The sequence below is a fragment of the Haloarcula sp. H-hyl2 genome, assembly GCF_056934385.1.
This window is the reverse complement of record NZ_JBRIIJ010000002.1, coordinates 398,641-420,300: the sequence shown is the minus strand read 5'-3', so window position 1 is coordinate 420,300 and position 21,660 is coordinate 398,641. Positions and strand designations below refer to the sequence as shown.

Annotated in this window: 22 protein-coding genes; 14 read left to right on the top strand and 8 right to left on the bottom strand. The window is 67.3% G+C overall.

Translation table 11 applies throughout. From position 1 onward, the window contains the following. Nucleotides 1-137 precede the first annotated feature (137 nt). The gene (locus tag Hhyl2_RS11905; protein ID WP_483550988.1) at nt 138-1,661 is read right to left on the bottom strand and encodes an aldehyde dehydrogenase family protein; all 1,524 of its coding nucleotides are present in this window, start codon (nt 1,659-1,661) and stop codon (nt 138-140) included. A 144-nt stretch (nt 1,662-1,805) separates the two neighbouring features. Here Hhyl2_RS11905 and Hhyl2_RS11900 point away from each other — a divergent pair, with 144 nt between their 5' ends. Continuing rightward, a complete protein-coding gene (locus Hhyl2_RS11900) occupies nt 1,806-2,534 on the top strand; it encodes a helix-turn-helix domain-containing protein (RefSeq protein WP_483550987.1) in 729 nt (242 codons plus the stop codon). 6 nt (nt 2,535-2,540) lie between these two features. On the opposite strand, the gene Hhyl2_RS11895 is transcribed toward Hhyl2_RS11900, so the two are convergent. Then, nucleotides 2,541-3,368 (bottom strand): proline dehydrogenase family protein, encoded by an 828-nt coding sequence (locus Hhyl2_RS11895; RefSeq protein WP_483550986.1) that lies wholly within the window; start codon nt 3,366-3,368, stop codon nt 2,541-2,543. Between the two features lie 173 nt (nt 3,369-3,541). Here Hhyl2_RS11895 and Hhyl2_RS11890 point away from each other — a divergent pair, with 173 nt between their 5' ends. The 6 genes from Hhyl2_RS11890 (at nt 3,542) to Hhyl2_RS11865 (ending at nt 9,452) form a co-directional block, all read left to right on the top strand. Then, nucleotides 3,542-4,882 carry an ABC transporter substrate-binding protein gene (locus Hhyl2_RS11890; RefSeq protein ID WP_483550985.1) on the top strand — a complete coding sequence of 447 codons (1,341 nt, stop codon included), beginning with the start codon at nt 3,542-3,544 and terminating at the stop codon, nt 4,880-4,882. A gap of 7 nt (nt 4,883-4,889) precedes the next feature. Next, nucleotides 4,890-5,834 (top strand): branched-chain amino acid ABC transporter permease, encoded by a 945-nt coding sequence (locus tag Hhyl2_RS11885; protein WP_483550984.1) that lies wholly within the window; start codon nt 4,890-4,892, stop codon nt 5,832-5,834. Then, on the top strand, nt 5,834-7,012 hold the full coding sequence (locus Hhyl2_RS11880) for a branched-chain amino acid ABC transporter permease (protein WP_483550983.1): 1,179 nt from the start codon (nt 5,834-5,836) through the stop codon (nt 7,010-7,012). Before Hhyl2_RS11885 ends, Hhyl2_RS11880 begins: the two co-directional genes overlap by 1 nt. Further along, nucleotides 7,005-7,811 carry an ABC transporter ATP-binding protein gene (locus Hhyl2_RS11875; RefSeq protein ID WP_483550982.1) on the top strand — a complete coding sequence of 269 codons (807 nt, stop codon included), beginning with the start codon at nt 7,005-7,007 and terminating at the stop codon, nt 7,809-7,811. The genes Hhyl2_RS11880 and Hhyl2_RS11875 overlap by 8 nt, the downstream gene beginning before the upstream one ends. Next, the gene (locus Hhyl2_RS11870; RefSeq protein WP_483550981.1) at nt 7,808-8,518 is read left to right on the top strand and encodes an ABC transporter ATP-binding protein; all 711 of its coding nucleotides are present in this window, start codon (nt 7,808-7,810) and stop codon (nt 8,516-8,518) included. Before Hhyl2_RS11875 ends, Hhyl2_RS11870 begins: the two co-directional genes overlap by 4 nt. A 142-nt stretch (nt 8,519-8,660) precedes the next feature. After that, on the top strand, nt 8,661-9,452 hold the full coding sequence (locus tag Hhyl2_RS11865; RefSeq protein WP_483550980.1) for a 23S rRNA (uridine(2552)-2'-O)-methyltransferase: 792 nt from the start codon (nt 8,661-8,663) through the stop codon (nt 9,450-9,452). On the opposite strand, the gene Hhyl2_RS11860 is transcribed toward Hhyl2_RS11865, so the two are convergent. From Hhyl2_RS11860 to Hhyl2_RS11845, 4 genes are all read right to left on the bottom strand, one after another. Then, complete coding sequence (locus tag Hhyl2_RS11860; protein WP_483550979.1) at nt 9,453-10,148, bottom strand: queuosine precursor transporter; 696 nt, start codon at nt 10,146-10,148, stop codon at nt 9,453-9,455. Further along, nucleotides 10,138-10,317 (bottom strand): ribbon-helix-helix domain-containing protein, encoded by a 180-nt coding sequence (locus Hhyl2_RS11855; RefSeq protein ID WP_483550978.1) that lies wholly within the window; start codon nt 10,315-10,317, stop codon nt 10,138-10,140. The genes Hhyl2_RS11860 and Hhyl2_RS11855 overlap by 11 nt, the downstream gene beginning before the upstream one ends. 69 nt (nt 10,318-10,386) lie before the next feature. Beyond that, the gene (locus Hhyl2_RS11850) at nt 10,387-10,848 is read right to left on the bottom strand and encodes a hypothetical protein (protein WP_483550977.1); all 462 of its coding nucleotides are present in this window, start codon (nt 10,846-10,848) and stop codon (nt 10,387-10,389) included. A 6-nt stretch (nt 10,849-10,854) separates the two neighbouring features. Beyond that, nucleotides 10,855-11,220 (bottom strand): hypothetical protein, encoded by a 366-nt coding sequence (locus Hhyl2_RS11845; protein ID WP_483550976.1) that lies wholly within the window; start codon nt 11,218-11,220, stop codon nt 10,855-10,857. A 190-nt stretch (nt 11,221-11,410) separates the two neighbouring features. On the opposite strand from Hhyl2_RS11845, the gene Hhyl2_RS11840 reads away from it, so the two are divergent. Together Hhyl2_RS11840 and Hhyl2_RS11835 are read left to right on the top strand one after the other, a co-directional pair. Next, nucleotides 11,411-12,319 (top strand): hypothetical protein, encoded by a 909-nt coding sequence (locus Hhyl2_RS11840; RefSeq protein ID WP_483550975.1) that lies wholly within the window; start codon nt 11,411-11,413, stop codon nt 12,317-12,319. 38 nt (nt 12,320-12,357) lie between these two features. Continuing rightward, entirely contained in the window at nt 12,358-13,005 is a 648-nt protein-coding gene (locus Hhyl2_RS11835; RefSeq protein ID WP_483550974.1) for a helix-turn-helix domain-containing protein, read from the top strand. A gap of 2 nt (nt 13,006-13,007) precedes the next feature. On the opposite strand, the gene Hhyl2_RS11830 is transcribed toward Hhyl2_RS11835, so the two are convergent. Beyond that, nucleotides 13,008-15,200 carry a twin-arginine translocase subunit TatC gene (locus tag Hhyl2_RS11830; protein ID WP_483550973.1) on the bottom strand — a complete coding sequence of 731 codons (2,193 nt, stop codon included), beginning with the start codon at nt 15,198-15,200 and terminating at the stop codon, nt 13,008-13,010. A gap of 140 nt (nt 15,201-15,340) precedes the next feature. Here Hhyl2_RS11830 and tatC point away from each other — a divergent pair, with 140 nt between their 5' ends. Genes tatC through Hhyl2_RS11815 form a run of 3 tightly spaced genes read left to right on the top strand, consistent with a single transcriptional unit; the run spans nt 15,341 to nt 17,859 of the window. Further along, nucleotides 15,341-17,023, top strand: a complete 1,683-nt coding sequence (gene tatC / locus Hhyl2_RS11825) for a twin-arginine translocase subunit TatC (RefSeq protein ID WP_483550972.1) — start codon at nt 15,341-15,343, stop codon at nt 17,021-17,023. Beyond that, a complete protein-coding gene (locus tag Hhyl2_RS11820; protein ID WP_483550971.1) occupies nt 17,016-17,645 on the top strand; it encodes a histidine phosphatase family protein in 630 nt (209 codons plus the stop codon). The genes tatC and Hhyl2_RS11820 overlap by 8 nt, the downstream gene beginning before the upstream one ends. A gap of 37 nt (nt 17,646-17,682) precedes the next feature. After that, the gene (locus tag Hhyl2_RS11815) at nt 17,683-17,859 is read left to right on the top strand and encodes a hypothetical protein (protein WP_483550970.1); all 177 of its coding nucleotides are present in this window, start codon (nt 17,683-17,685) and stop codon (nt 17,857-17,859) included. Here Hhyl2_RS11815 and larE read toward each other — a convergent pair whose 3' ends face one another. Continuing rightward, entirely contained in the window at nt 17,860-18,732 is an 873-nt protein-coding gene (larE, locus tag Hhyl2_RS11810; protein WP_483550969.1) for an ATP-dependent sacrificial sulfur transferase LarE, read from the bottom strand. It lies immediately after the preceding gene. A gap of 115 nt (nt 18,733-18,847) precedes the next feature. Between larE and Hhyl2_RS11805 the strand changes: the two genes are divergently transcribed. Further along, nucleotides 18,848-19,600 carry a MinD/ParA family ATP-binding protein gene (locus Hhyl2_RS11805; RefSeq protein WP_483550968.1) on the top strand — a complete coding sequence of 251 codons (753 nt, stop codon included), beginning with the start codon at nt 18,848-18,850 and terminating at the stop codon, nt 19,598-19,600. 43 nt (nt 19,601-19,643) lie between these two features. Beyond that, nucleotides 19,644-21,659, top strand: coding sequence for a helix-hairpin-helix domain-containing protein (locus Hhyl2_RS11800; protein WP_483550967.1), 2,016 nt, complete (start codon nt 19,644-19,646; stop codon nt 21,657-21,659). Nucleotide 21,660: the final 1 nt, after the last annotated feature.

Below are 21,660 nucleotides of genomic sequence, written 5' to 3'. Positions count from 1 at the left end.
CGGTGCCGTGCCGTCACCGTACCGTTGCGCTCGCTCAGTCAGCGCCCTCGGGGCGGACCCAGCCACACTGGCGGCAGGTCTCGACGCTGTTTCGATGCCCCACGGTGCCGCCACACGTCGGACAGGGGGCTGTGGGCTCAGTCATCGCTTCTCGTGGTGATATCCGCCGACAGGCCCTGTGCCATCTGGATCTCCTTCGAGTTGTTGAGCGTCCAGGCCGTCCGGTCGGTGACGGCCTCGATGATCTCGCGCGCGGAGGGATAGCCGTTGCCGGACTTCTTGACGCCGCCGAACGGCAGTTGCACTTCGGCGCCGATACACGGGAGGTTCCCGTACGCCAGGCCGAGTTCGGCGTGGTCACGGTAGTAGTTGATCTGTCGGTAGTCCTCCGAGATGATCGCACCTGCAAGGCCGTACTCCGTGTCGTTCTGTATCTCGACGGCCCGTTCGATGTCGCCGTCGTACTCCAGCAGCGCCACGTGGGGGCCGAAGACCTCCTCGCTGGTACAGCGGAGGTCGGCGTCCGGGTCCGCCTCGTAGACGAACGGGCCGACCCAGTGGCCCTCGCTGTGGCCGTCGGGGATCTCGTCGGCGGCGAGTTCGGTCCGGTCGACGAGGACCTCGACGCCCTCCTCGGCGGCCAGCTCGGCGTACTCGGTGACCTTCTGGCGGTGTTCGGCCTCGATGAGCGGGCCCATGAAGGTGTCCTCCTGCAGGGGGTCGCCGACGGCCACCGACGACGCCGCGTCGACGAACCGGTCTCTGAACTCCTCGTAGACGTCCGTGTGGACGATGAGGCGTTCGCTGGAGACACAGCGCTGGCCGGTGGTCTTGAAACTGGACATCACGGCCGAGTGGACCGCGATGTCCAGGTCGGCGTGTTCGGTGACGACGACGGCGTTCTTGCCGCCCATCTCACAGGCCGCGCGCTTGCCGCTGGTCCCGCCGACCGAATCGGCGATCATGTGCCCGACTTCGGCTGACCCGGTGAACAGGACCGTCTCGACGTCGTCGGACTCGACGATGGCGTTGCCGGCGTCGCCGAAGCCCTGGACCATGTTGAACACGCCGTCGGGGAGGCCCGCGTCGGCGAACAGTTCGGCGACGACGGTCGCGCACCTGGGCGTCTGTTCGGCCGGCTTGAAGACGACCGTGTTCCCCTCGACCAGCGCGACGGCCATGTGCCAGTAGGGGATCGCGATGGGGAAGTTCCACGGCGTGATACAGCCGGTCACGCCGCGGGGCTTGCGGCGCATGTAGGCATCTTTCGCGGCTACCTCGGAGGGGACGATGTCGCCGGCCGGGTGGCGGGCGTCGCCGGCGGCCCACTCGACCATGTGGGCGGCCTCGACCACGTCGGCACGGCCCTCGCTGATCTCCTTGCCACATTCACGAGTGACGATCTCGCCGAACTCGTCGACTCCTTCCTTCAGGTCGTGGTAGACGTCCCAGAGGTACTCCGCGCGGTCGATGCGTGACAGCGCTCGCCACTCGTCGTAGGCCGCGGCAGCGGCGTCGACCGCCCGCTCGACGTCTTCCGGTGTCCCGCGGTGGAACTCGCCGATCGTGTCGCCGGTCGCCGGGTTCTCGCTCGTGAACGTCTCTGTTCCCACGCCGGCGACCCATTCGCCGTCGATGTACTGCTGGTAGGTCTCTGCCATTGCCCGGTCTTGCCACCCTGAACGTCAATACTGCTGTCCGACCATGGGCGGGTCGGCCCGGCGCTGTCACCGCTACCCGACCATGGTCGGCCCGTGGTTTGTCCCACCAACACATAGATAGCTGTACAGGTGCTTACAGACCCAATGAGTCTTGCAGACCAGATCGGAGGGACAAGGCTTACACTCAATCTGATCCATCCGAACTGTTGGGCGATCGAAGCGACCGACCAGACGAGCGGTGGCGTCCTGGCCCACGCCATCTACAACTCACCGCAGGTCGACGGCGAGAGTCCGACATCGGTCAACGGACTGTTCACCGCGTACGGAGCGACCGAGAGCGAGGTCGAGTCGCTCCTCGAGACGATCAGCGCCTCGGACAGTGCCGGCGACCTCCAGGAACTCCGCGAGCGGTTCGGCCGTCAGCGGGACGCTCCGGGTAAGGTCACACGGGAGTTCTTCCTGGAGTACGACCCGAACGACATGGTCTGTCCGGTGCTGCTGAAACACGGGTTCATTCACAGTGCGCCCGTGCGCATCGAGAACGGGAGTGAGGAGTGGCAGGTCTGTTTCGCCGACGAGCGATCCAACATCGAGTCGGCACTCGATGGCGTCCGCGAGGAGGCCAACGCCGAGGTGGACGTCACCGCCATCACCAGTTCCGACGCCGGCAGCCGCTCCGAACGCGAACAGCGACTCGATTCGCTGACCAACTCACAGCGGACCGTCTTCGAACACGCCTGCCAGACGGGCTACTACGAGTGGCCGCGCAAGACCTCGACGCGGGAACTGGCCGACGACCTCGACATCTCGAAGACGACCCTGCTGGAACACTTGCGGAAAGCGGAAGCGAAACTGCTCAATCCGAACTCGTAGCGGTCGCTAGCGGCCCACGACTGCCCGGAGCGCGAACAGCGCGTTCTCCTTGCGCTCCCGGACCCGCCGATAGAAGTACGAGAACCACTTGCTGCCGTAGGGGATGTACTGGTACACCTCGACGTCGCCGGCGAGGTCGAACTGTGCGGACTCGCGGACGCCGGTCAGCATCTGGACCTCGTAGGGTGTCCCGTGCTCGGCGTGGAGCTCCCGCGCCAACTCGATCATCGCGGGGTCGTGGCTGCCGACGGCGATGCCGTCCTCGAACGTCTCGAACATGAACGTCAGGTACTCCCGGTAGGCCTGGTCGACACGCGCTTTCTCGCGGTAGGCGATGTCGCTCGGCTCGTCGTACGCTCCCTTGACGAGTCGGACCTTCCCCGGCAACTCGGCGAGTCGTTCGAGGTCCGCCCGCGTGCGCTTCAGGTTCGCCTGGACGCAGACCCCGACGCGCCCGTCGGTCTCGCGGGTGTGGCGCTCGACGGCGTCGAGGGTAACGTCGGTCGTCTCGTGGTCCTCCATGTCCACCCAGACGAAACAGTCGGCAGCGTCGACGATCCGGGCGAGGTTCTCCTCGAACGCCGTCGCACTCACGCCGAGGCCGATCTGGCTCGGTTTCACCGAGATGCAGGCGTCGACGGCCCGCTCCTCGATCAACGCCGCGAGATGGACGTACGCGTCAGCGTCCGCGTCGGCGTCCGCTCGGCCCTCGTAGTGCTCACCGAGAAGGTTCAGGATCCCCGCGACCCCCCGCTCGTTCAGCGCCTCGACGTGGTCGAGCGCCGCCTCGGGGGTCTCACCGGCGACGAAATTGCTCGCGATCGGTGGTATCATGCAGAACTCGACGGCACAGACCCATCTAAACCACGACCCGACCAAAAGATACAGTCGCGGTCTTTCGGAAGGAATTGCCCGTGTGCTGGTGCGTCGGGCCCTCTCCCGCCGAACCCGTCCATGGTCGGGCTACCGTTAACCGCACGAAGTCTATCTCGGTAGACGTACACACTATGGCACGAAAGAACCTGACAGAACTCGATCGGCGGACGCTGCTGAAATCGGCCGGGGCGGCCGGTATCGTCGGCCTCGCTGGCTGTGTCAGCACGGGCGACGGTGACGGCGGTAGTGGTGACGGTGGCAGTGGCGGCGACGGCGGTAGTGGTGACGGCGGCAGTGGCGGCGACGGCGGTAGTGGTGACGGTGGCAGTGGCGGCGACGGCGGCGGTAGCGATACCGGCCCCTACACGATCGGGATGGTAAACTCGCTGACCGGATCGCTGGACGCCTTCGGCGAGCGGAACAAACGTGGGAAGGAACTCGCACTGTCGCGGATCAACGAGGTCGGTATCGACGGCCGGGAACTGGAGATCATCGTCGAGGACTCCGAGAGCCAGCCACAGGGCGGCGTCTCGGCGGCACAGAAACTCGTCAACCAGGACTCCGTCCCGTTCCTCATCGGCGCGGTCGGCTCGGGTGTCTCGCTGGCGATCTACGAGAGCGTCGTCAGCAACACTGACGTCGTCCAGTTGAGCCAGAACTCCACCGGTCTCTCGCTGACGAACTTCCCCGGACTGCTCCGGATGTCCCCGACGGGTCGGACGCAGGCGACCGCGCTCGCCAACATCATCGCGGAGGACGGCCACGACAGCGTCGCCGTCGCCTACGTCAACAACGACTACGGACAGAGCCTCGCGGACGCGTTCGTCGAGGCCTGGGACGGCGACGTCGCCTACAACAACTCCCACGATCAGGAACAGCAGTCCTACGCGGGCGTCGTCTCGGACCTGAACAGCGCCGACGCCGACGCCTGGCTCTTCATCACCTACCAGGCGGAGTTCTCGACGATCGTCAACGAGATCTACTCCAGCGGCTACGAGCCACAGCTGTACGGCGCCGACTCCGTCTCCGGGACCTCGGTCCTGGAGAACACGCCCGAGGGGAGCATGGACGGCATGAAGATCGTCGTCCCCTCTGCCCCCGTAGAGGAGGAGAACTTCCAGGAGTTCGCGGCGGAGTTCGAGGCCGAGTACGGCGAGACGCCGACTTCCTGGTCGGCCTACGCCTACGACTGTGTCGTCACCGCGGCGCTCTCGATCCAGGCGGCCGACGAGTTCACCGGGGCCGCACTCGGCGAGGTCGTCCGTGACGTCACGCGCCCCGAAGGCGAGGAGGTCACGTCCTTCGAGGCCGCGAGCCAGATCCTCGCCGACGGCGGGTCCGCCAGCGACATCGACTACCAGGGCGTCTCCGGCCCCATCGACCTCGACGAGAACGGTGATCCGGTCGGGTTCCTCCAGATCCTGACCGTCCAGGACCACGCCTACGAGGGCACCGGGTTCATCGAGTCCTGATCCGTCGATGGTACTCCTCGATCTCATCGCGAACGGGCTGATATACAGCAGTATCATCGTGCTGGGGAGCATCGGGCTGTCGCTCGTCTACAGCATCGCCGACTTCGCGAACTTCGCACACGGCGATACGATGACCATCGGGGCCTACTCCTCGTTCGTCACGTTCGGCGTGATCGGCGGGCTCGGTGGGGCTGTCCTGGGGCTCCCCTACGGCTTCTTCGTCGCGATACTGGCGGGGATGGCGATCGCTGCACTCGCCGCCGTCGTCACGGAGAAGGTCGTCTACGAGTCGATGGACGTCGGTTCCATCGGGTTGCTCATCACCTCGATCGGGATCGCGTTCATCTACCGCTCGGTCATCCAGATGTCGTTCGGGAGCGACGCGCTCCGGTTCGATATCCCGACGCTGCGTCCGATCGAGTGGCTGCTCCCGTACGGCGTCCGCGTCACCGAACACGACGTGGCGATCGTCATCTCCGCGGTCGTCCTCGTCGGCGGACTGCACGTCCTGCTCCAGTACACCGACCTCGGCCGGAAGATGCGGGCGATGGCCGACAACCCAGACCTCGCACGCGTCAGCGGGATCCGGACCAAACGCGTCAAGCTCTGGACCTGGATCATCGGGGCCGGCCTGGCCGGCGCGGGTGGGGCCTTCCTTGGCCTGTTCAACCAGCTGGTCCCACGGATGGGGTTCAGCCTCCTGTTGCTCGTCTTCGCCGCGGTCATCCTCGGTGGTATCGGCTCGGTATACGGCGCGATGCTCGGCGGGTTCCTCATCGGGACGATCAATCAGCTCGTGCCCGCGCTGGAGCGACTGGGCGAGGTCCTGCCGCTGGTCCCCGACGCCGTCTCCATCCCCATCGGGACCCAGTACGCCGACGCCGTCGTCTTCGTCATCATGGTGGCTGTGCTCCTGCTCCGACCGACCGGAATCGCGGGTGAGACGACGTGATGGGCGCCATCACCGCACCCCGTGCGTACTGGGCGTCGCTCACGCGGCCCGAGCAGTACGTCAGCCTGGCGATCGGCGGGTTCGTGTTGCTCCTGTTCGCCAGCGTCCTCACCGGCGGTCTGACGCCGTCGTACTTCCTGTTCCTGCTCGGGCTCGGCGGGATGTACGCCCTGCTGTCGTTCGGACTGAACGCCCAGTGGGGGTTCACCGGGCTGATCAACTTCAGCGTCGCCGCGTTCTTCGGGATCGGTGCCTACGGCGCCGCGATCATGACCTCGAACTCCTCGCCCCTCGGCGGCGGGTTCAGCCCGTTCGTCGGGCTGTTCGTCGCGATCGTGCTCGCGGTCGTCCTGGCGGTGCTCATCGGCATCCCGACGCTCCGGCTCCGGGCCGACTACCTCGCCATCGCGTCGCTGGGCCTGGCGGAGGTACTCAGACTCCTCATCAAGAACGAGGGCTGGCTGACCAACGGGACGGCCGGCATCCGGAGTATCCCGGGCTTCTTCGACGGGATCCCCGTTCTGGGGACGTTCCCACAGACGATGCCCACCGTCAACGTCTGGGTGCCCGGCGTCACGACGCTGTCGCTCGAAACGTCGTTCTGGCAGATGCTCCTGAGTCTCGTCGTCGTGACCGCCTTCGTCGGCGTCAGTTACGCCGTCCTCAGACGCGTTCACCGCTCGCCCTGGGGGCGAGTCCTGCGGACCATCCGGTCCGACGAGGACCTCGCCCAGGCGCTGGGGAAGAACACCTACTCGTTCAAGATGCAGTCGTTCGTCCTCGGAAGCGTCGTCATGGCGCTGGCCGGCGTCTTCTACGCACACCTGAACCTCTTCGTCAGCCCGGACCTGCTCGACCCCGTGACGACCTTCTACGTCTGGGTCGCGGTGATGTTGGGCGGTAGCGGGTCCAACCGCGGGGCGTTGCTCGGCGGGATGGCCATCGTCGCGATCCGTGAGGGAACGCGCTTTCTCAACAGTGTCGAGGCGATCCCGTTCGACGTCGCGCCCCTCCGTCTGCTCGTCATCGGCGTGTTGATCGTCCTGCTCATGCGCTTTCGGCCACAGGGTATCCTCCCACCACAGCGGGAACTCATCTGGCCCAGCGTGGTCCGTGAGGCGCCCAAACAGCCCGACTCCGGCGTCAGGGAGGCCAAGGTAGGTGATACCGATGAGTGACGTCGCCCAGCAGACCCGCGCCGACCTCGGCAAAGACGACATCGTCCTCAGGGTCGAGGACCTCCAGAAGTCCTTCGGTGCCCTCACCGCGACCGACCACGCGACCTTCGAGGTCCAGCGGGGCACCATCACGGGACTCATCGGCCCCAACGGCGCCGGCAAGTCGACCATCTTCAAGCTCATCTCGGGCTTCTACGAGCCGGACGGTGGGACCGTCACGGTCAACGGGGCCGACGTGACCGGATTCAGCCCGCCGGAGGTGTCCGAACACGGGCTGATACGGACCTTCCAGACGCCGCGCAAACTGGAGGGGATGACCGTCCGCGAGGCGATGCTGCTGGGGCCCCGGCGCCAGCCTGGCGAGTCGTTCCTGAAGCTGTTCACCTCGCCGGGGGCGGTCGCCGAGAACGAGCGGCACAACCTCGAAGACGTCGAACGGATCCTCTCGGAGTTCGAGATCGACCACCTCTCGACCCAGCCGGCGACGAAGATCTCGGGCGGCCAGATGAAACTGGTCGAACTCGCCCGCGCGATGCTGGCCGAACCCGAGATACTGCTGCTCGACGAGCCCGCGGCGGGTGTCAACCCGACGCTACGGAACAAACTCGCCGAACAGATACGTCGGCTCAACGAGCAGGGGACGACCTTCCTGCTCATCGAACACGACATGGAGTTCGTGATGAAACTCGCCGATCCGGTCATCGTCCTCGACCAGGGGAGCGTCCTCATGGAGGGCGGCCCCCGTGAGGTCCAGTCCGACCAACGTGTCATCGACGCGTATCTGGGAGGTGGCACGTGAGCGACACCATCCTCGAACTGTCGGACGTCGTCAGCGGCTACGGCGAGGTCCAGGTCCTGGACGATCTCTCGCTGTCGCTCCGGGCGGGCGAGATCGTCTGTCTCATCGGGCCCAACGGGGCCGGGAAGTCGACGGTGCTGAACACCGCGTTCGGCATGCTGACGCCCTGGGAGGGGTCGGTGCGGTACCACGGCGACGAGATCGGCGGGATGGCCCCCGAGGATATCGTCCGGATCGGGATCGGCTACGTCCCCCAGACCGACAACGTGTTCGGCTCGCTCACCATCGAGGAGAACCTGCGGATGGGCGGGGTCGCCCGCGAGAGCGGACTGGAGGCGGTCATCGACGACCTCTACGACCGGTTCCCGCTGTTGCAGGAGAAACAGTCGGTCAACGCCCGGACGCTGTCGGGCGGGCAACGGCAGGTGCTCGCGTTCGCCAGGGCGCTGGTGATGGAACCGGACATCCTCCTCATCGACGAACCATCGGCCGGCCTCGCACCGAACACGGCCGACGAGGTGTTCGGCCACATCGAGTCGGTCAACGAGATGGACACGGCGATCCTCATGGTCGAACAGAACGCCACGAAGGGGCTCGGTATCTCCGACAGGGGGTACGTCCTCGACCAGGGGACCGTCCGCTTCGAGGACACGGCCGCGGAGCTGCTCGACAACGAGGAAGTGTCGAAGCTCTATCTGGGCGGCTAACGGCGGGTGACGCGTTCGACCGTAGCGCCCGCTGATCGGGGACGACCCCGATTCGGCACCCCTTTCAGCGTCGGCGGCGTGCTAGCCGGTATGACCGATATTTCGTGCGGTTTCAGCAGCCGACACGCGACAGGAGGCGACGATGGCGGGTAAAGACGAGTACTACAACCGGGCCAAACAGGAGGGCTACCGCGCCCGCTCGGCCTACAAGCTCCAGCAACTCGACGAGACCGCCGGGTTGCTGGGCGAGGGCCGGACCGTCGTCGACCTGGGTGCAGCACCCGGTGGCTGGCTGCAGGTCGCCGCCGAACGCGTCGGCGAACGGGGGACCGTCGTCGGCGTCGACCGCCAGCGAATCGACCCGCTCTCCGATCCCGAGCCGACTGTCCACTACGTCCGCGGGGACATGACCGACGACAGCACCAAGGCCGAGATCCGCGAGGTCGTCGGCAGTGACGGCGACCAGGGTGGTCCAGTCGACGTGGTCCTCTCGGACATGGCGCCGAACATGACTGGCCAGTACGACCTGGATCACGCCCGCTCGGTCCACCTCGTCCGGCAGGCCTTCGAGGTGGCGACCGAACTACTCGACGCCGGTGGGGACTTCGCCGCGAAGGTCTTCGACGGACAGGACCTGGACGACCTGAAAGCCGACATCGAACCGGAGTTCGAGTACGTCCGCGAGGTCCGCCCCGACGCTTCCCGGGACTCCTCCTCGGAGCTGTATCTGGTGGCGAAACACCGCCTGACGGCGCCGGTCCGCGAGGGCGACGTCGTCGAGGTGACCATCGAGGATATCGGCGAGGAGGGCGACGGCATCGCGAAGGTCGAGAACTTCACCGTCTTTGTCAGCGGCGTCGAGGAAGGCGAGACGCTCGACGTCCGGGTCGACGACGTGAAACCGCGCTACGCGTTCGCCCAGCCTGCCGAGTAGCTACTGGACGACCGACGCAGAACCGGCCTGCCGACGGCGGACGATGCCGACGACGGCGTAGACGAACGGCGTGTCGACCACGGCGATCGCGAGTTTCAGGAGGTACTGCCCGACGATCAACGCCAGCGCCTCGCTGGGCGGGACGCCCTGGAAGACGACGAAGCCGATAGAGATGAAGATGACAGTGTCGAGCAACTGGCTCGTGGCCGTCGACCCGATGTTGCGCAGCCAGAGCCGCGTCGGGCCGGTCCGCCGGCGGATGGCGTGGAAGACGAACACGTCCCAGTTCTGGCTGACGATGTATGCCGCGAGGCTCGCGACGACGATACCCGTGCTGGCGCCCAGGACGTTCCGGAACGCCGCGGGGTCGACCGGCTGGGCGGCCGCCGGCAGGCCCGGCGCGAAGATGGTACTCCAGACCAGCCCCAGTAGCACGAAGTTCATCACGAAGCCGACGTTGACCAGTATCGTCGCCGCGCGCCGGCCGTACAGTTCGGCGTAGCAGTCCGACGCGAAGAACGTCAGCGCGTACGCCAGCGCTGCGCCGGGCAACACGAGCGTGTTCCCGGTCAGGGGCAGCGAGAACGGCAGCCCGAACGCCAGCAGCTTCGAGGCGGTGACCTGGGCGACCACCAGGGCCGTCACGAACAGCGCGACCAGCGCGACCTGGCCGGGGGAGCCGTCCCTACTCGTCATCGTCGTCCAGGCGGCCGTGGCGGGCGTCGATGTCGTCCAGGACGTCGAGTGTCTTCCGGACGGACGCGCGGATGGCATCGCTCCGGTTGACGAACTTCCCGTCGTCGCCGACGTGTTCGTCCAGGTCCTCCAGCAACTCGGCGGGCATCTCGACGCTTATCTTGGGCATACTGGAGGCATATCGCCGGAGCCCTTTACTGTTTCTCGGATCGCTGCCGGGAGAGAGCCGGGTGTGTCGCTACAGGAACAAGATAAAATATGCGAGCACGAGCAGGATGCCACCGGCCAGGAAGTAGACGAACGCCTCCTGAAGCATCCGCTTGCCGAGTCCGAGGTCGGGGTCGTCGGTCACGACGAACTTCGGGGCGTCGCCGGCATCGACGACGGCGGTAGTCACGGGGGCATTGAGCGTGGCGGCGGTGTCGGCGTCCGCTTGCCCGGCGACGCGCACGTCGCCGTCGACGTCGATCCGGTACTCCCTGTACCAGCGTTTGTGGCGTCCGACTGGCTCGACCGACGTCTCCCGTTCGAGGAAGGTTTCGATGAACGCCGGTGGCTGTTCTCCCCCTTCGATCTCGAACTCGTCGCCGCTCGAGAGAACGACGTCCGCGCTCGACGGGTCCACGTAGGCGGTGCCGGTGCCGTCGTCGAGGACGAACGGTTCGAACTCCGTCTCGGAGTATTTGGTGATGCGGCCCATGGCAGGTCATTCACCCCCCTCCTTGGACGGCCGGTACTCCTTGATCTGGATCTGATAGGCGACACACTCGGTGTCGGTAAGCGGCGCGGTGAGGGGTTCGCGGACCGATCGGGCGTCCCCGACGAGCTGCACTGGGGTGGACTGCCCACCGAGGGTACCGATCGTCGCCTCCTCGACCGACCGCGCGGCGACCGCTCTGTGGAGCGCTCGGATGCCCCAGAAGATGCAGACGAGGCCGGCGGTCCCCGTCAGCGTCCCCCAGAATCCGAAGGGGGTGAGAATCCAGAGTCCGATGACGGCCAGGAGCCAGCCCAGCACCCAGCGTTTCCAGTTGTCGTTCACGTGCCCGATGTTCGCCATTGTCTGTTTCATGCTACCATATCACTCACAACCGAAAGGGTCGCCGACTGACTTTTATCCATTGGTCGTCCGATGCACGGAGGCTCACGTCGTACGAGGCCGCTCAGGTACGCCGTGCCACGCACGACCGACACTGGTTGGTATTTAAAGACGCGGCGTGTGCCGTGACAACCCTCTGGTCCGTCGACCGCCAAGCGAGTGTATGGCACAGCAGGCCGCAGTCGACGCGGGGCGCTCGGACCGACGGACTGGTGGCGACACCCGGTATCCGGGCGGGGGGATCGACGTCTTCGACTCGCTGCTGGTCGCTCTGCCGATCGAGCAGGGCCGGACCACGGCGGTCGAGGAACTGCTCGCCGACTGGGTCGGGGACCATCCCGACGCCGACGCCCGGACGTTGCTCCCGGTCACGGGGGTCTCGCTCGCGACGCTGTTTCTGGACCGACGAGCGGGGAAGCGCGACCGGCTGGTCTGGTACGTCGAGGTGATCGACGACGGCGCCGCGGAGTGGGCACAACCGGACGCGACCATCCGTGATCGGTCGCCGCTGTTCCCGGCCGGGCTGGCCGACTTGCTCGCCGCCGACGCGACCGTCCATCGGGACGGGCTGGCGGGACACCAGCTGCTGACCCACGCGACACACCCCCGTCGCCAGGAGCGCTACGAGCGCCAGTGCGACGGCCCGCTCGTGGCCCCCGTCGCCGGCGACGACCTGCCGATCGAACTCTGTCTGGTCCGGGTCCCGCTCAAGCCTGGGCCAGCCAGCTGGCTCATCGGCCGGGTGACCCGCGCCGGCAACTGGCTCAAGGGGCGCTCGGCCCGCCTGCGAGCGTGGCTCAGCGAGCAGACTCAGACACTGGAGGCCGAGGCGATGTACACCGAGTCGCTGCTGTTCGAGCCCGTCGACGACCGACTCGTCATGCACTACTACATGGAGACCGAGTCGATGGACCGGCTCTACGACGCCTACGACTCCTCGAATAATCTGGAGGTTCGCGTCTCCGACTGGGTGATGCGCCGGGTGTTCGCGGAGCCCGAACGGGTCGTCGAGCGCCCCATGGAGAGCGACGCCGTGGTGCTCGTCCACGCGGTCGACCCCGAGCGACCGTAGGCCCCCACACTGATACTGACCCGGACCGACCGACGAGTATGCACACTGCCCGCGTCGCACTTCGGGTTCCCGAGGCGTCGCTGCACCCGATGCACGCGTTCGTCTGTGAGTCCCCCGACGTCGACCGGGAGGTCATCCTCGAACGGGACGCACGCGGCGAGGCGACGACGATGCTGCTGTTCGTCGAGGGCGACGCGGACACCTACCGGCGGGTGCTCGACGGCGTCGACCACGTCGAGGAGTGGACGCTCGAACGGACACCCGAAGGGTGTTACGTCTACGTCCGGACCCAACTCAGACAGACCGAGCAGCGCTACCGGGCGGCGCTGGACCAGGACAGCGTCCTCGTGGTGCCGCCGGTCGAACTCCGCGCGGACCGGACGATCCACCAGACGCTCGTCGGCGAGAGCGACGACCTGACACGGGCAATCGAGGGGCTACCCGAGGGCGTCGACATCGAAGTACTGCGGACCGGGAGCTATCGGCGCGACGCACACGACCCACTCAGCGCCCGCCAGCGCGAGGCCGTCCAGGCGGCCTGGGACGTGGGCTACTTCGAGGTCCCGCGTTCGGGCGACCTCGAAGCGGTCGCGGCGCGGCTGGGCTGTGGGACCTCGACGGCCTCGGACCTGCTGCGGCGCGCACAGCGGCGGCTCGTCGCTGGTGCACTCGGCGAACGACACTGATCTCAGTCGGCCGGCTCGCTCCGCCGCTTGGACGTCCGGCGACCGCCCAGCGTGTACACCCAGAGGATGCCAAGGCCCAGCAGGTACGCCAGCGCGGTCGGGATGCCGACGATGAACATCGTGAAGATGCCGTTGGGCGAGAAGATGGCCGAGACGGCGACGATGGCGATGACGACCTCCCGCCACCGGGTGTACATCGTCTCGAAGGGGACGATCCCGCCCTTGTGGAACAGGAACATCGTCACCGGGATCTCGGCCAGCAGCCCGATGCCGACGGTGAGGAAGAACACGAGCCAGCCGAACTTGCTGACCCGGTAGGCGATGACCATGTTCGACTCCAGTTGGTCGTAGGCGATCGCGGAGATGGTCAGCGGCGCGAAGTAGAGGAACCCGAGCAGGCTCCCGCCGATGAGCGCCGCGAACAGCGTTCCGCCCCAGATGCCCAGGATATTGCGGTTCCCGCCGACGAAGCCCCGCTCGCGTAGCGCCGGCCACGCGAAGTACAGCAACACGGGGATCACGGAGACAGCGCCGACGATGGTCGAGAACTTGACGATGAACACCAGGTGCTCGACGGGGTGGAGCGTGACGATGCTGACGTCCTTGGCCATCTCCGGCGGGAGCCGGCTGACGAAGGTCCGCTGGATACGGCCGATCCCGCCCTGGTAGAGGAACAGGAACGCACCGCCCATCACGAGCCCGAAGATGCCCAGGATCCAGAACGACTTCGAGGCGATGGAGTCGAAGATGAACCGCAGGTCGTAGTAGTAGCCACCGACGTCGTCCTCGGTGGTCTCGTCCTCGGTGAAGGCGTTGAGCATCCCTGCGGTGGTCGAGGTGACGACGTCGCCCTCCTCCTCGGCGGCCTGGGCGTCGTCGGGCTCTCCGTCACCCTCTCCCTCGTCGTCCTCGTTGGCCATGTCCCAGCGGTCGAGGACGAGCTGGGCCTTCTCCTCGTTGCCGGCAGAGAGCGCCGTATCGGCGTGGGCGAGCGCTTCCTGCTCGGTCATCTCCTCGAAGACCTCGGGCGGCGTGACCTTGATGGCCTCTGCGTTGAGTTCGTCGATGTCGATTGCCGTCGGGTCACCGTATTTGGCGGGATCCTGGCGTTCCGAGAGCGCCCGCAGCACGTGGATGTAGAGGACGGCCACGGCCCCGACGAGGCCGAACAGGACGCCCAGCAGCGTCGCGGTCCCCTCGACGGAGAGGCCAAAGAGCGCCGGCGGCTGGATGTTCCCGGTCAGCCGCGCGGAGTACTGTGCGGCCCAGCCCTCCGCGGCCTGGACGTACTGGAAGGCGGGCGAGGAGAGCAGGTAGTACACCGCCGCCCCCGACAGGAGCGCCCCGCCGAGGATCGTGTTCCAGTTCGACAGGGCTATCTCCTGCGTGCTGACGAGTTCGCTGGAGCGTTTGAACAGCACCGCGACCTTCGCCAGCGCGAGGCTGATCCCGTAGAGGCCACAGAGCGGCGCTGCCCACATGATCTGGGTGAACGGGTCCGGCGGCGAGAACAGCGCCCCGAAGCCGAAGATGCCAAGCACCGCGTAGCGCCACTTGTCGCGGAAGGTCTCGTAGGGGACGATGTCGGTATACGAGAGGACCGTCATCATGAGCGGCAACTGGGCCGCCAACCCGAACGAGACGGCCAGCATGAAGACGAACTGGAACCACTTGACGATGGAGTACTGCGGCGTGAACCCGGCGTCGAAGGCGTCGCCCGCCAGGAAGTTGAACATGATCGGGAAGAACAGTTCGTAGGCGTAGGCGACGCCGCCGGCGAACAGCGCCAGGCTGATCGTGACGAACGTGGCGAGTTTCCAGGCGGGGATGTGCTCGGCCGGCCACCAGCCCCGGCGACGGAGGCCGTCACGGCCGAAGTAGACGAGCAGCGGGAGGGACATGAGGATACCGACGACAGCACCGATCTTGACCTGCAACAGGATGACGTCGAAGGGGGTGACCGCGACGATACTGGTCGCCTCCTGGGTGGTCAGGTCCATCTGGGAGTAGAGGAGGTCCTGGCGCAGGCGGTCCCAGACGCCGTACTGCAGCGCCATGATCGTCCCGATCATCCCGACGACGAAGACGATGAACACCTTCTGAAGGTGCGTCTGGGCGCTGCTGAGCATCGCACCCAGTGTGGCACGGCCGCTCTGGACCGTTTTGACGGTATCCTCGTCGATCGCGCTCGCCATCTCCCCTGGGTGTAGCCAATTGTGCGTTATCAATTTATTCATCCCACTGGCACAATCGCCGTCGTGAGACCGCTGCGAGACGCCCCAGACCGGCGTCTCGAAAAGAAAGTTTACAATGGCCTCCCGCTAAGCCCCTCCAGATGCCGGACGGCGACGACGACGAGGAACAGCGTGGGCCCACAGAGCCGATGCTGTCCGACGACAACGAGGCAGACGCGCTGCCAGAGCCCGACAGAGAGGGCACGTTGCCGTCCGACGAGGACCTGGATACGCCGGCCGGGGGCGACGAGCCAGCAGACGCTCGGGACAGCGACGACGAGGGTCTGGGTGATCTGGGTGACACGCCGGTCGGCGGCGACGAGGGCACTGTCGGTGCCCACGGCAGACCGGCCGAACCGGCCACGCCGCTGTTCGACCGGGACCCCGACGACGTCGTCGCGGCGACGCCCGCCGACGTTCCCTCGGACTGGGGGATCCCGGCGACGCCGACCGCACACACCTCCTACGGCGGGGAGAACGTCCCGACGCCGGGCGACGGGACGCCGGTCCCCGACCCCGACGCCGACTTCGACTACGGGGAGGAGGGCGCGCCCGACGACCAGGAGATGCCCCTGGCCGACCACGTCGAGGAGATGGCGATGCGGCTGTTCGTCGTCGTCGGCGTGATGGCCGTCGTGGCCGTCCTCGCGCTCCCCTCTTCGGATCAACTCATCAACTTCCTGTGGTACTCGTTCCTCGACGGGCCGGCAGAGGCCTGTGGCCAGTTCGCCACGGGCGCCCAGCCCGGCGGGGAGAGTACGGTCGCCGGCGCGGACTGTCCGCACGTCTACAGCCCGCTGGCGCTGATCCTGGCGCGGCTGAAGGTCTCGTCGCTGGTGGGCCTGATCGCCGCACTGCCGGTGTTCGTCTACGAGACGTACCTGTTCATGCGGCCGGGGCTGTACCCCAAGGAGCGGCGCTACTATCTGGCGGCAGTACCGACCAGCCTCGTGCTCGCGGCCATCGGCGTCGCCTTCGCCTACTTCCTGGTGCTGCGGGCGATGTTCGACTACTTCATCACCTACTCCGACCGGGCCGCCGACCTCGCGTTCGGCCTGGGGGAGACGTTCAACCTCATCATCCTGATGCTGGGCTTTTTCGCCATCGTCTTCCAGATCCCGCTGTTCGTGATGCTGGCGATCATGATGGGCGTCACGACCCGCCAGTGGCTCGAAGACCGGCGGCTCTACTTCTGGGGGGCGTTCGCGGCCATCGCGTTCGTCTTCAGCCCGGACCCGACCGGGATGGCGCCACTGATGGTCGCAGTCACGATGATCGGCCTCTTCGAGGGGACGCTCCTGCTCCTGCGGTGGACCCAGGAGAGTTCGCCCATCCCGACCGCCGAGGAAGCGGCGGCCCGCCGCCCGGTCGCCTGGCTCGCTGCCGGGCTGGTCGGCTACGTGCTCAGCCCGGCGCCGGTGCCGACGGGCTACTACCAGCAGCTCCCGACGGCGGTCACCGACGCGCTCAACAGCGTCGGCCTCGCGCCACCCCTGCTCGTGGGTGGTAGCGCTATCGTGGCCTTCGAACTGCTGGCGTACGTCAACAAGAACTACGTCGTCAACATCCGGCTCTGGCGGGCATTGCGGCGCGCTCGGCTCCCGGTCTGGGGGGCCGCCATCGTGGCCGGCTACCTCTCCAGTTCCGACCCGGCGCTGTTCCGCCTGGTCGATCAGGTGAGTCTGACGCCGACGGCGGCCGTCGCCGTCGCCGGGGGGCTCGTGATCGTCTTCGAGGCCGCCATCCTGGCCGGCAAACGCCGGAGGGCGTCGGCCAGTGAGTGAGGACGCCGCCACCGTGCTCGTCGCACGGCACGGCGAGACACAGTGGAACCGCGACAGCCGGATCCAGGGGTGGGCGCCGACGGGGCTGACCGACCGCGGGCACGACCAGGCTGTCGCGCTAGGGGGTGCGCTCACGGGGCGCTACACCGTCGACCGGGTTGTCTCCTCGGACCTCCAGCGGACGCGCGAGACGACCGCCGGTATCCGCGAGGCTGCTCCGGGACTGCCCGAGCCGACCTTCGACGCCGCCTGGCGCGAACGCGGGTTCGGCGTCCTCCAGGGGTTGCTGGCCGAGGACCTCTTCGCGCGCTACCCCGACCACGACGGCGGCGACAGCGTCTCGGTGCTGCCGGCCGCGCCCGAGAACGGCGAGACCGTGGGAGAGTTCTGTGACCGCGTTCGCGATGCGTGGGCGCGATTCACCCGGGCGGTCGAGCCCGGCGAGACGACGCTGCTCGTCACCCACGGCGGCGTCATCAAGGTCCTGCTGGCGACCGTCGACGACCGGTCGCTTGACGCGGCGCTTGCGGCCCACTCCCAGGACAACTGCGCGATCAATGAGGTTCACGTCGCGGACGGCCGGGCGGACCTCGTCGCCGAGGAACTGACCGACTGGCGCTGACGAACGCTTATCGGGCTGGCGTTCGTTATCTGACACGATGGGTATTTTCAACAAGATCGGACGGAACGTCGAGAAGTTCAAACAGACCGCAGCGGACGCCGCCGACGAACAGGCCGACTACGAGTGTACGGCCTGCGGATCGCGGTTCCACACCGACCACGAGGAGTGTCCGGAGTGTGGCGCGGCCGAGGTCGCCGCTGTGACTGACGAGTGACTACTCGACGCTGGGATACTCCGTGTCGAAGACGTCGGCGACGACGTCCTCTTCGCTCGCGTCGTCCTCTTCGGGGCTGACGCTCCCGGTCTGATATCCGTGCAGGTCCAGCGTCACGTGGTCGAACCCACAGTCCTCGATATGGTCGCGGGCCGCACGGACGAAGTCGGGGTCGAGCGCCGTCTCCAGTTCTTCCTCGCCGACCTCGATGCGGGCCAGGCCGTCGTGGTCGCGGACGCGGAACTGCTCGAACCCCCAGGTCCGGAGCAACTGTTCGGCCTTCTCGACGCGCGAGAGGCGGTCCTCCGTGACCTCCAGGCCGGTCGGGATGCGCGAGGAGAGACACGCCATCGACGGTTTGTCCGCGACCGAGAGGTCGTACTCGCGGGCGATCTCACGCACACCGGACTTCTCGATGTCGTGTTCCAGCAGCGGCGAGTAGGCGTCCAGTTCCTCGACGGCGCGCAGGCCGGGGCGGTGGCCCTCGCCGACGTCGGAGGCGTTGGTACCGTCACAGACCACGCCGATGTCGAGTTCCCGGGCGCGGTCGTACATCGCCCCCAGTCGCATCGACCGGCAGTGGTAACAGCGCATCTCGTCGTTGGTCCGGAACTGCTCGCTGTCCAGTTCCGAGAATTCGACGATCTCGTGACGGATACCGATCTCCTCGGCGACGCGGACCGCGTCGTCGAGTTCGGCGGCGGGCAGCGTCTCCGATTTCGCCGTGCAGGCGACGGCGTCGTCCCCGAGCGCGTCGTGTGCCAGCGCGGCGACGACACTGGAGTCGACGCCGCCGGAGAACGCCACCACCACGCCGTCTCGCTCGGCCAGGTCGTCCCGAGCGGCTGCGGCCTTGGTCGCGACTGTAGCCATTGCCCATCGTTTCGTGTGGACGCTGAAAAGCACGTCGCGTTCCTGACCGACAGTTGTCTGACAATCTCTGACATATGGATAATTTTTTCACTTATTATATCGAAAATTGCATTCGATGCGGGGTCAGTGTTATGCGGTCGCGGGTGGAAAAGGAGGGGTCGGAAAGACGACGACCGTCGTCAACATGGCACACGAACTGGTCACACTGGGTCACGAGGTGGCCATCGTGGACGCCGACCTGTCGATGACCAACCTCGGGCGGATGCTCGGGGTCGCACACGAACCGACAGTACACGACGTGCTCGCGGGGACCGCACGCCTGGCGCAGGCGGTCGATACCAGCGGCGAGGTCGCCGTCGTCCCGGGGGATGCGTCCCTGGAGACCTACGGCGAGGCCGATCCGTCGCGGCTCGGGCGGGTCATCCGTCGGCTCCGGACCCGGTTCGACATCGTCCTCGTGGATACGGGCGCCGGTGTCAGCCACGAGGTGGTCGTCCCCTGTGGCGTCGCCGACGGGACCATCCTGGTGACGACGCCCGACGACACTGCCGTCACGGACACCACGCGGACGGCGTCGCTCGTCGACACGGTCGACGGCTCGGTCCTGGGCGTGGTCGTCACACGGACCGACGAGAGCGCTGCCGAGGCGGTCGCTGCAGAACTCGGGACGGACCTGCTGGCGTGGATCCCCGACGATCCGGCGGTGGTCGGCGACGAACCGGTCGTCAGGACGGCGCCGGCGTCGTCGGTGACGGCGGCCTACAGCGGCCTGGCTGGCGCGGTCTCTGTCGCCGCCGCAGCCACGGAGTCCGATCCCGACAGCGGCGAGACGACAGCCGACCGTACTACGGGGGGTTCCGCGGAGTAAGCGGCGACGGGTTTTTTCTGACCGGCGCCGAACGGAGCGATAGATGGACCTGGAATCGGTGCCGGGCGTCGGGGCCAAGACCGCCGCGGCGCTCCGGGAACTCGACGACCCAGAGCGCGCGCTCCGGGACGGTGACGTCGCCACGCTCTCGCAGGCGCCGGGCATCAGCGAGGGGCGAGCGGCCCGTGTCGCCCGCGGTGCGATCCGGGCGGAACACGACGACCCCGGTGGGTTCGCGGCGACCTCGCGCGCCCGTGAACTCTCTCGGGAAGCGCTCGCACTCCTCCAGGCGCGGACCGTCACCGACTACGCCGAGAAGCGCCTGGAGACGCTCTATCCCAGCGGTACCCGGAGCCGCATCGAGGAGGTCCGGGAGTTCGTCACGTCGGCGATGGCCCGCGACCCCAACCTCGACGTGCGGGAACCGCTCTCGGCGGTCGAACCGCTCGCCGAGGCGGGCGACGTCCGGGTTCGGGACCGCTGTCTGGCGACCAGCGACGCCGAGCGATACGCACAGGCCCAGGAGGCCATCCCCGAAGTCAGCGTCGAGGTCGTCGACGACGCCCGCCAGCTGGCCGAACTCGCCCGGTCGTACTCGACGGTGGTCGCGTTGGACGAGGCCTTCGCCGGCGTCGACGTCGAGGGTGACGTCCGGGTCGAACCCGACGCGCTGGCGAACCCGGCGTCGGTCGTCCCCGAGCGGGTCCTCGCGTTCTTCTCGCGGAACCGCGACCGGGTGCTGGCAGCCGCCGAGGTCCACCGAGTCGCCGATCTGGACTCGCCCTGTGATCTGGACGCACTGGAGATGGCTCTGGACCAGCTGGCCGAGGACGGCACCGTTCGGGGCGACGAGGAACTCGACCGGCTGTCGACGGCCGTCGACGATCTGGACGCCGCCGTCGGGATGGCCGAGAACGTCGCCAACGACCACCTCCGGGAGGCCATCGAGGAGCGGGACGTCACTATCGAGGGGACGGACCTGCTGTCGCTGGTCGAACGCGGCGCCGGCGTCGACTCGCTGCTCTCGCGTGAACTGGCCGACGAGTACGCCGCCGCCGTCGAGAAGGCCCGCGACCACCTCGTCGAGACGCTCTCGCTGCGGGACACCGAGGCGATGGCCCGCCGGGCGTTCCCGGATGAACCGACCTATCCGGTCGAACGCCAGGAGGACGTCGTCAGTCGCCTGCGCGAGGAACTGACCGCCGCGCGGGACCGCCGGGCCACACGGCGCAAGCGCGAGTTGGCCGACGACCTGGCTGACCTCCGTGCGGACGCCCAGGAACTCGTCTCGGCGGCGCTGGGCCTGGACGTCGAACTCGCTATTTCCCGCTTCGCTGCCGACTTCGACTGTACGCTGCCCGAGATCACCGAGGAGAGTGGCTTCGCCATCGAGGGCGGCCGCTCGCCCCTGTTGGACGTCCCCTTCGCCGAGGTCGAACCGGTCGACTACGGTGTCGAGGGCGTCACTGTCCTCTCGGGGGTCAACAGCGGCGGGAAGACCTCGACGCTGGATCTGGTCGCGCTCGTGACGACGCTGGCCCACATGGGGCTGCCGGTGCCGGCCGAGTCGGCCCGGGTCGGTCGCGTGACCGAACTCCACTACCACGCCAAGACCCAGGGAACCCTGGACGCCGGCGCGTTCGAGGCGACCATCCGGGAGTTCGGCGATCTGGTGGGGAGCGTCGGTGACGGCGCCGCCGGCGACGACGGCGACACCGAGGGCCCGCGCGTACTCGTGCTCGTGGACGAACTCGAATCCATCACCGAACCCGGTGCCAGCGCGAAGATCATGGCCGGCATCCTCGAAGCGCTCGACGAACGCCGGGCGACGGCAGTCTTCGTCTCGCACCTGGCGCGTGACATCCGCGACGCGGCCAGCATCGACGTCAGCATCGACGGCATCGAGGCGGTCGGCCTGGAGAACGGCGAACTCGTCGTCGAACGTTCGCCGGTCAAGGGGAAACTCGCCCGGTCGACGCCGGAACTCATCGTCGAGAAACTCGCCGCGGACGATTCGGGGACCTTCTATGGGGACCTGCTCTCGAAGTTCGAGGAGTAAC

Coding starts and splice junctions, on each gene's coding strand:
- tatC (WP_483550972.1), top strand. CDS start 15,341: ATGCCGGACGGCGACGACGACGAGGAACAGCGTGGGCCCACAGAGCCG.
- Hhyl2_RS11850 (WP_483550977.1), bottom strand. CDS start 10,848: ATGGGCCGCATCACCAAATACTCCGAGACGGAGTTCGAACCGTTCGTC.
- Hhyl2_RS11900 (WP_483550987.1), top strand. CDS start 1,806: ATGAGTCTTGCAGACCAGATCGGAGGGACAAGGCTTACACTCAATCTG.
- Hhyl2_RS11815 (WP_483550970.1), top strand. CDS start 17,683: ATGGGTATTTTCAACAAGATCGGACGGAACGTCGAGAAGTTCAAACAG.
- Hhyl2_RS11830 (WP_483550973.1), bottom strand. CDS start 15,200: ATGGCGAGCGCGATCGACGAGGATACCGTCAAAACGGTCCAGAGCGGC.
- Hhyl2_RS11855 (WP_483550978.1), bottom strand. CDS start 10,317: ATGCCCAAGATAAGCGTCGAGATGCCCGCCGAGTTGCTGGAGGACCTG.
- Hhyl2_RS11875 (WP_483550982.1), top strand. CDS start 7,005: ATGAGTGACGTCGCCCAGCAGACCCGCGCCGACCTCGGCAAAGACGAC.
- Hhyl2_RS11840 (WP_483550975.1), top strand. CDS start 11,411: ATGGCACAGCAGGCCGCAGTCGACGCGGGGCGCTCGGACCGACGGACT.
- Hhyl2_RS11860 (WP_483550979.1), bottom strand. CDS start 10,148: ATGACGAGTAGGGACGGCTCCCCCGGCCAGGTCGCGCTGGTCGCGCTG.
- Hhyl2_RS11835 (WP_483550974.1), top strand. CDS start 12,358: ATGCACACTGCCCGCGTCGCACTTCGGGTTCCCGAGGCGTCGCTGCAC.
- larE (WP_483550969.1), bottom strand. CDS start 18,732: ATGGCTACAGTCGCGACCAAGGCCGCAGCCGCTCGGGACGACCTGGCC.
- Hhyl2_RS11885 (WP_483550984.1), top strand. CDS start 4,890: ATGGTACTCCTCGATCTCATCGCGAACGGGCTGATATACAGCAGTATC.
- Hhyl2_RS11890 (WP_483550985.1), top strand. CDS start 3,542: ATGGCACGAAAGAACCTGACAGAACTCGATCGGCGGACGCTGCTGAAA.
- Hhyl2_RS11805 (WP_483550968.1), top strand. CDS start 18,848: ATGCGGGGTCAGTGTTATGCGGTCGCGGGTGGAAAAGGAGGGGTCGGA.
- Hhyl2_RS11865 (WP_483550980.1), top strand. CDS start 8,661: ATGGCGGGTAAAGACGAGTACTACAACCGGGCCAAACAGGAGGGCTAC.
- Hhyl2_RS11895 (WP_483550986.1), bottom strand. CDS start 3,368: ATGATACCACCGATCGCGAGCAATTTCGTCGCCGGTGAGACCCCCGAG.
- Hhyl2_RS11845 (WP_483550976.1), bottom strand. CDS start 11,220: ATGAAACAGACAATGGCGAACATCGGGCACGTGAACGACAACTGGAAA.
- Hhyl2_RS11800 (WP_483550967.1), top strand. CDS start 19,644: ATGGACCTGGAATCGGTGCCGGGCGTCGGGGCCAAGACCGCCGCGGCG.
- Hhyl2_RS11880 (WP_483550983.1), top strand. CDS start 5,834: ATGGGCGCCATCACCGCACCCCGTGCGTACTGGGCGTCGCTCACGCGG.
- Hhyl2_RS11905 (WP_483550988.1), bottom strand. CDS start 1,661: ATGGCAGAGACCTACCAGCAGTACATCGACGGCGAATGGGTCGCCGGC.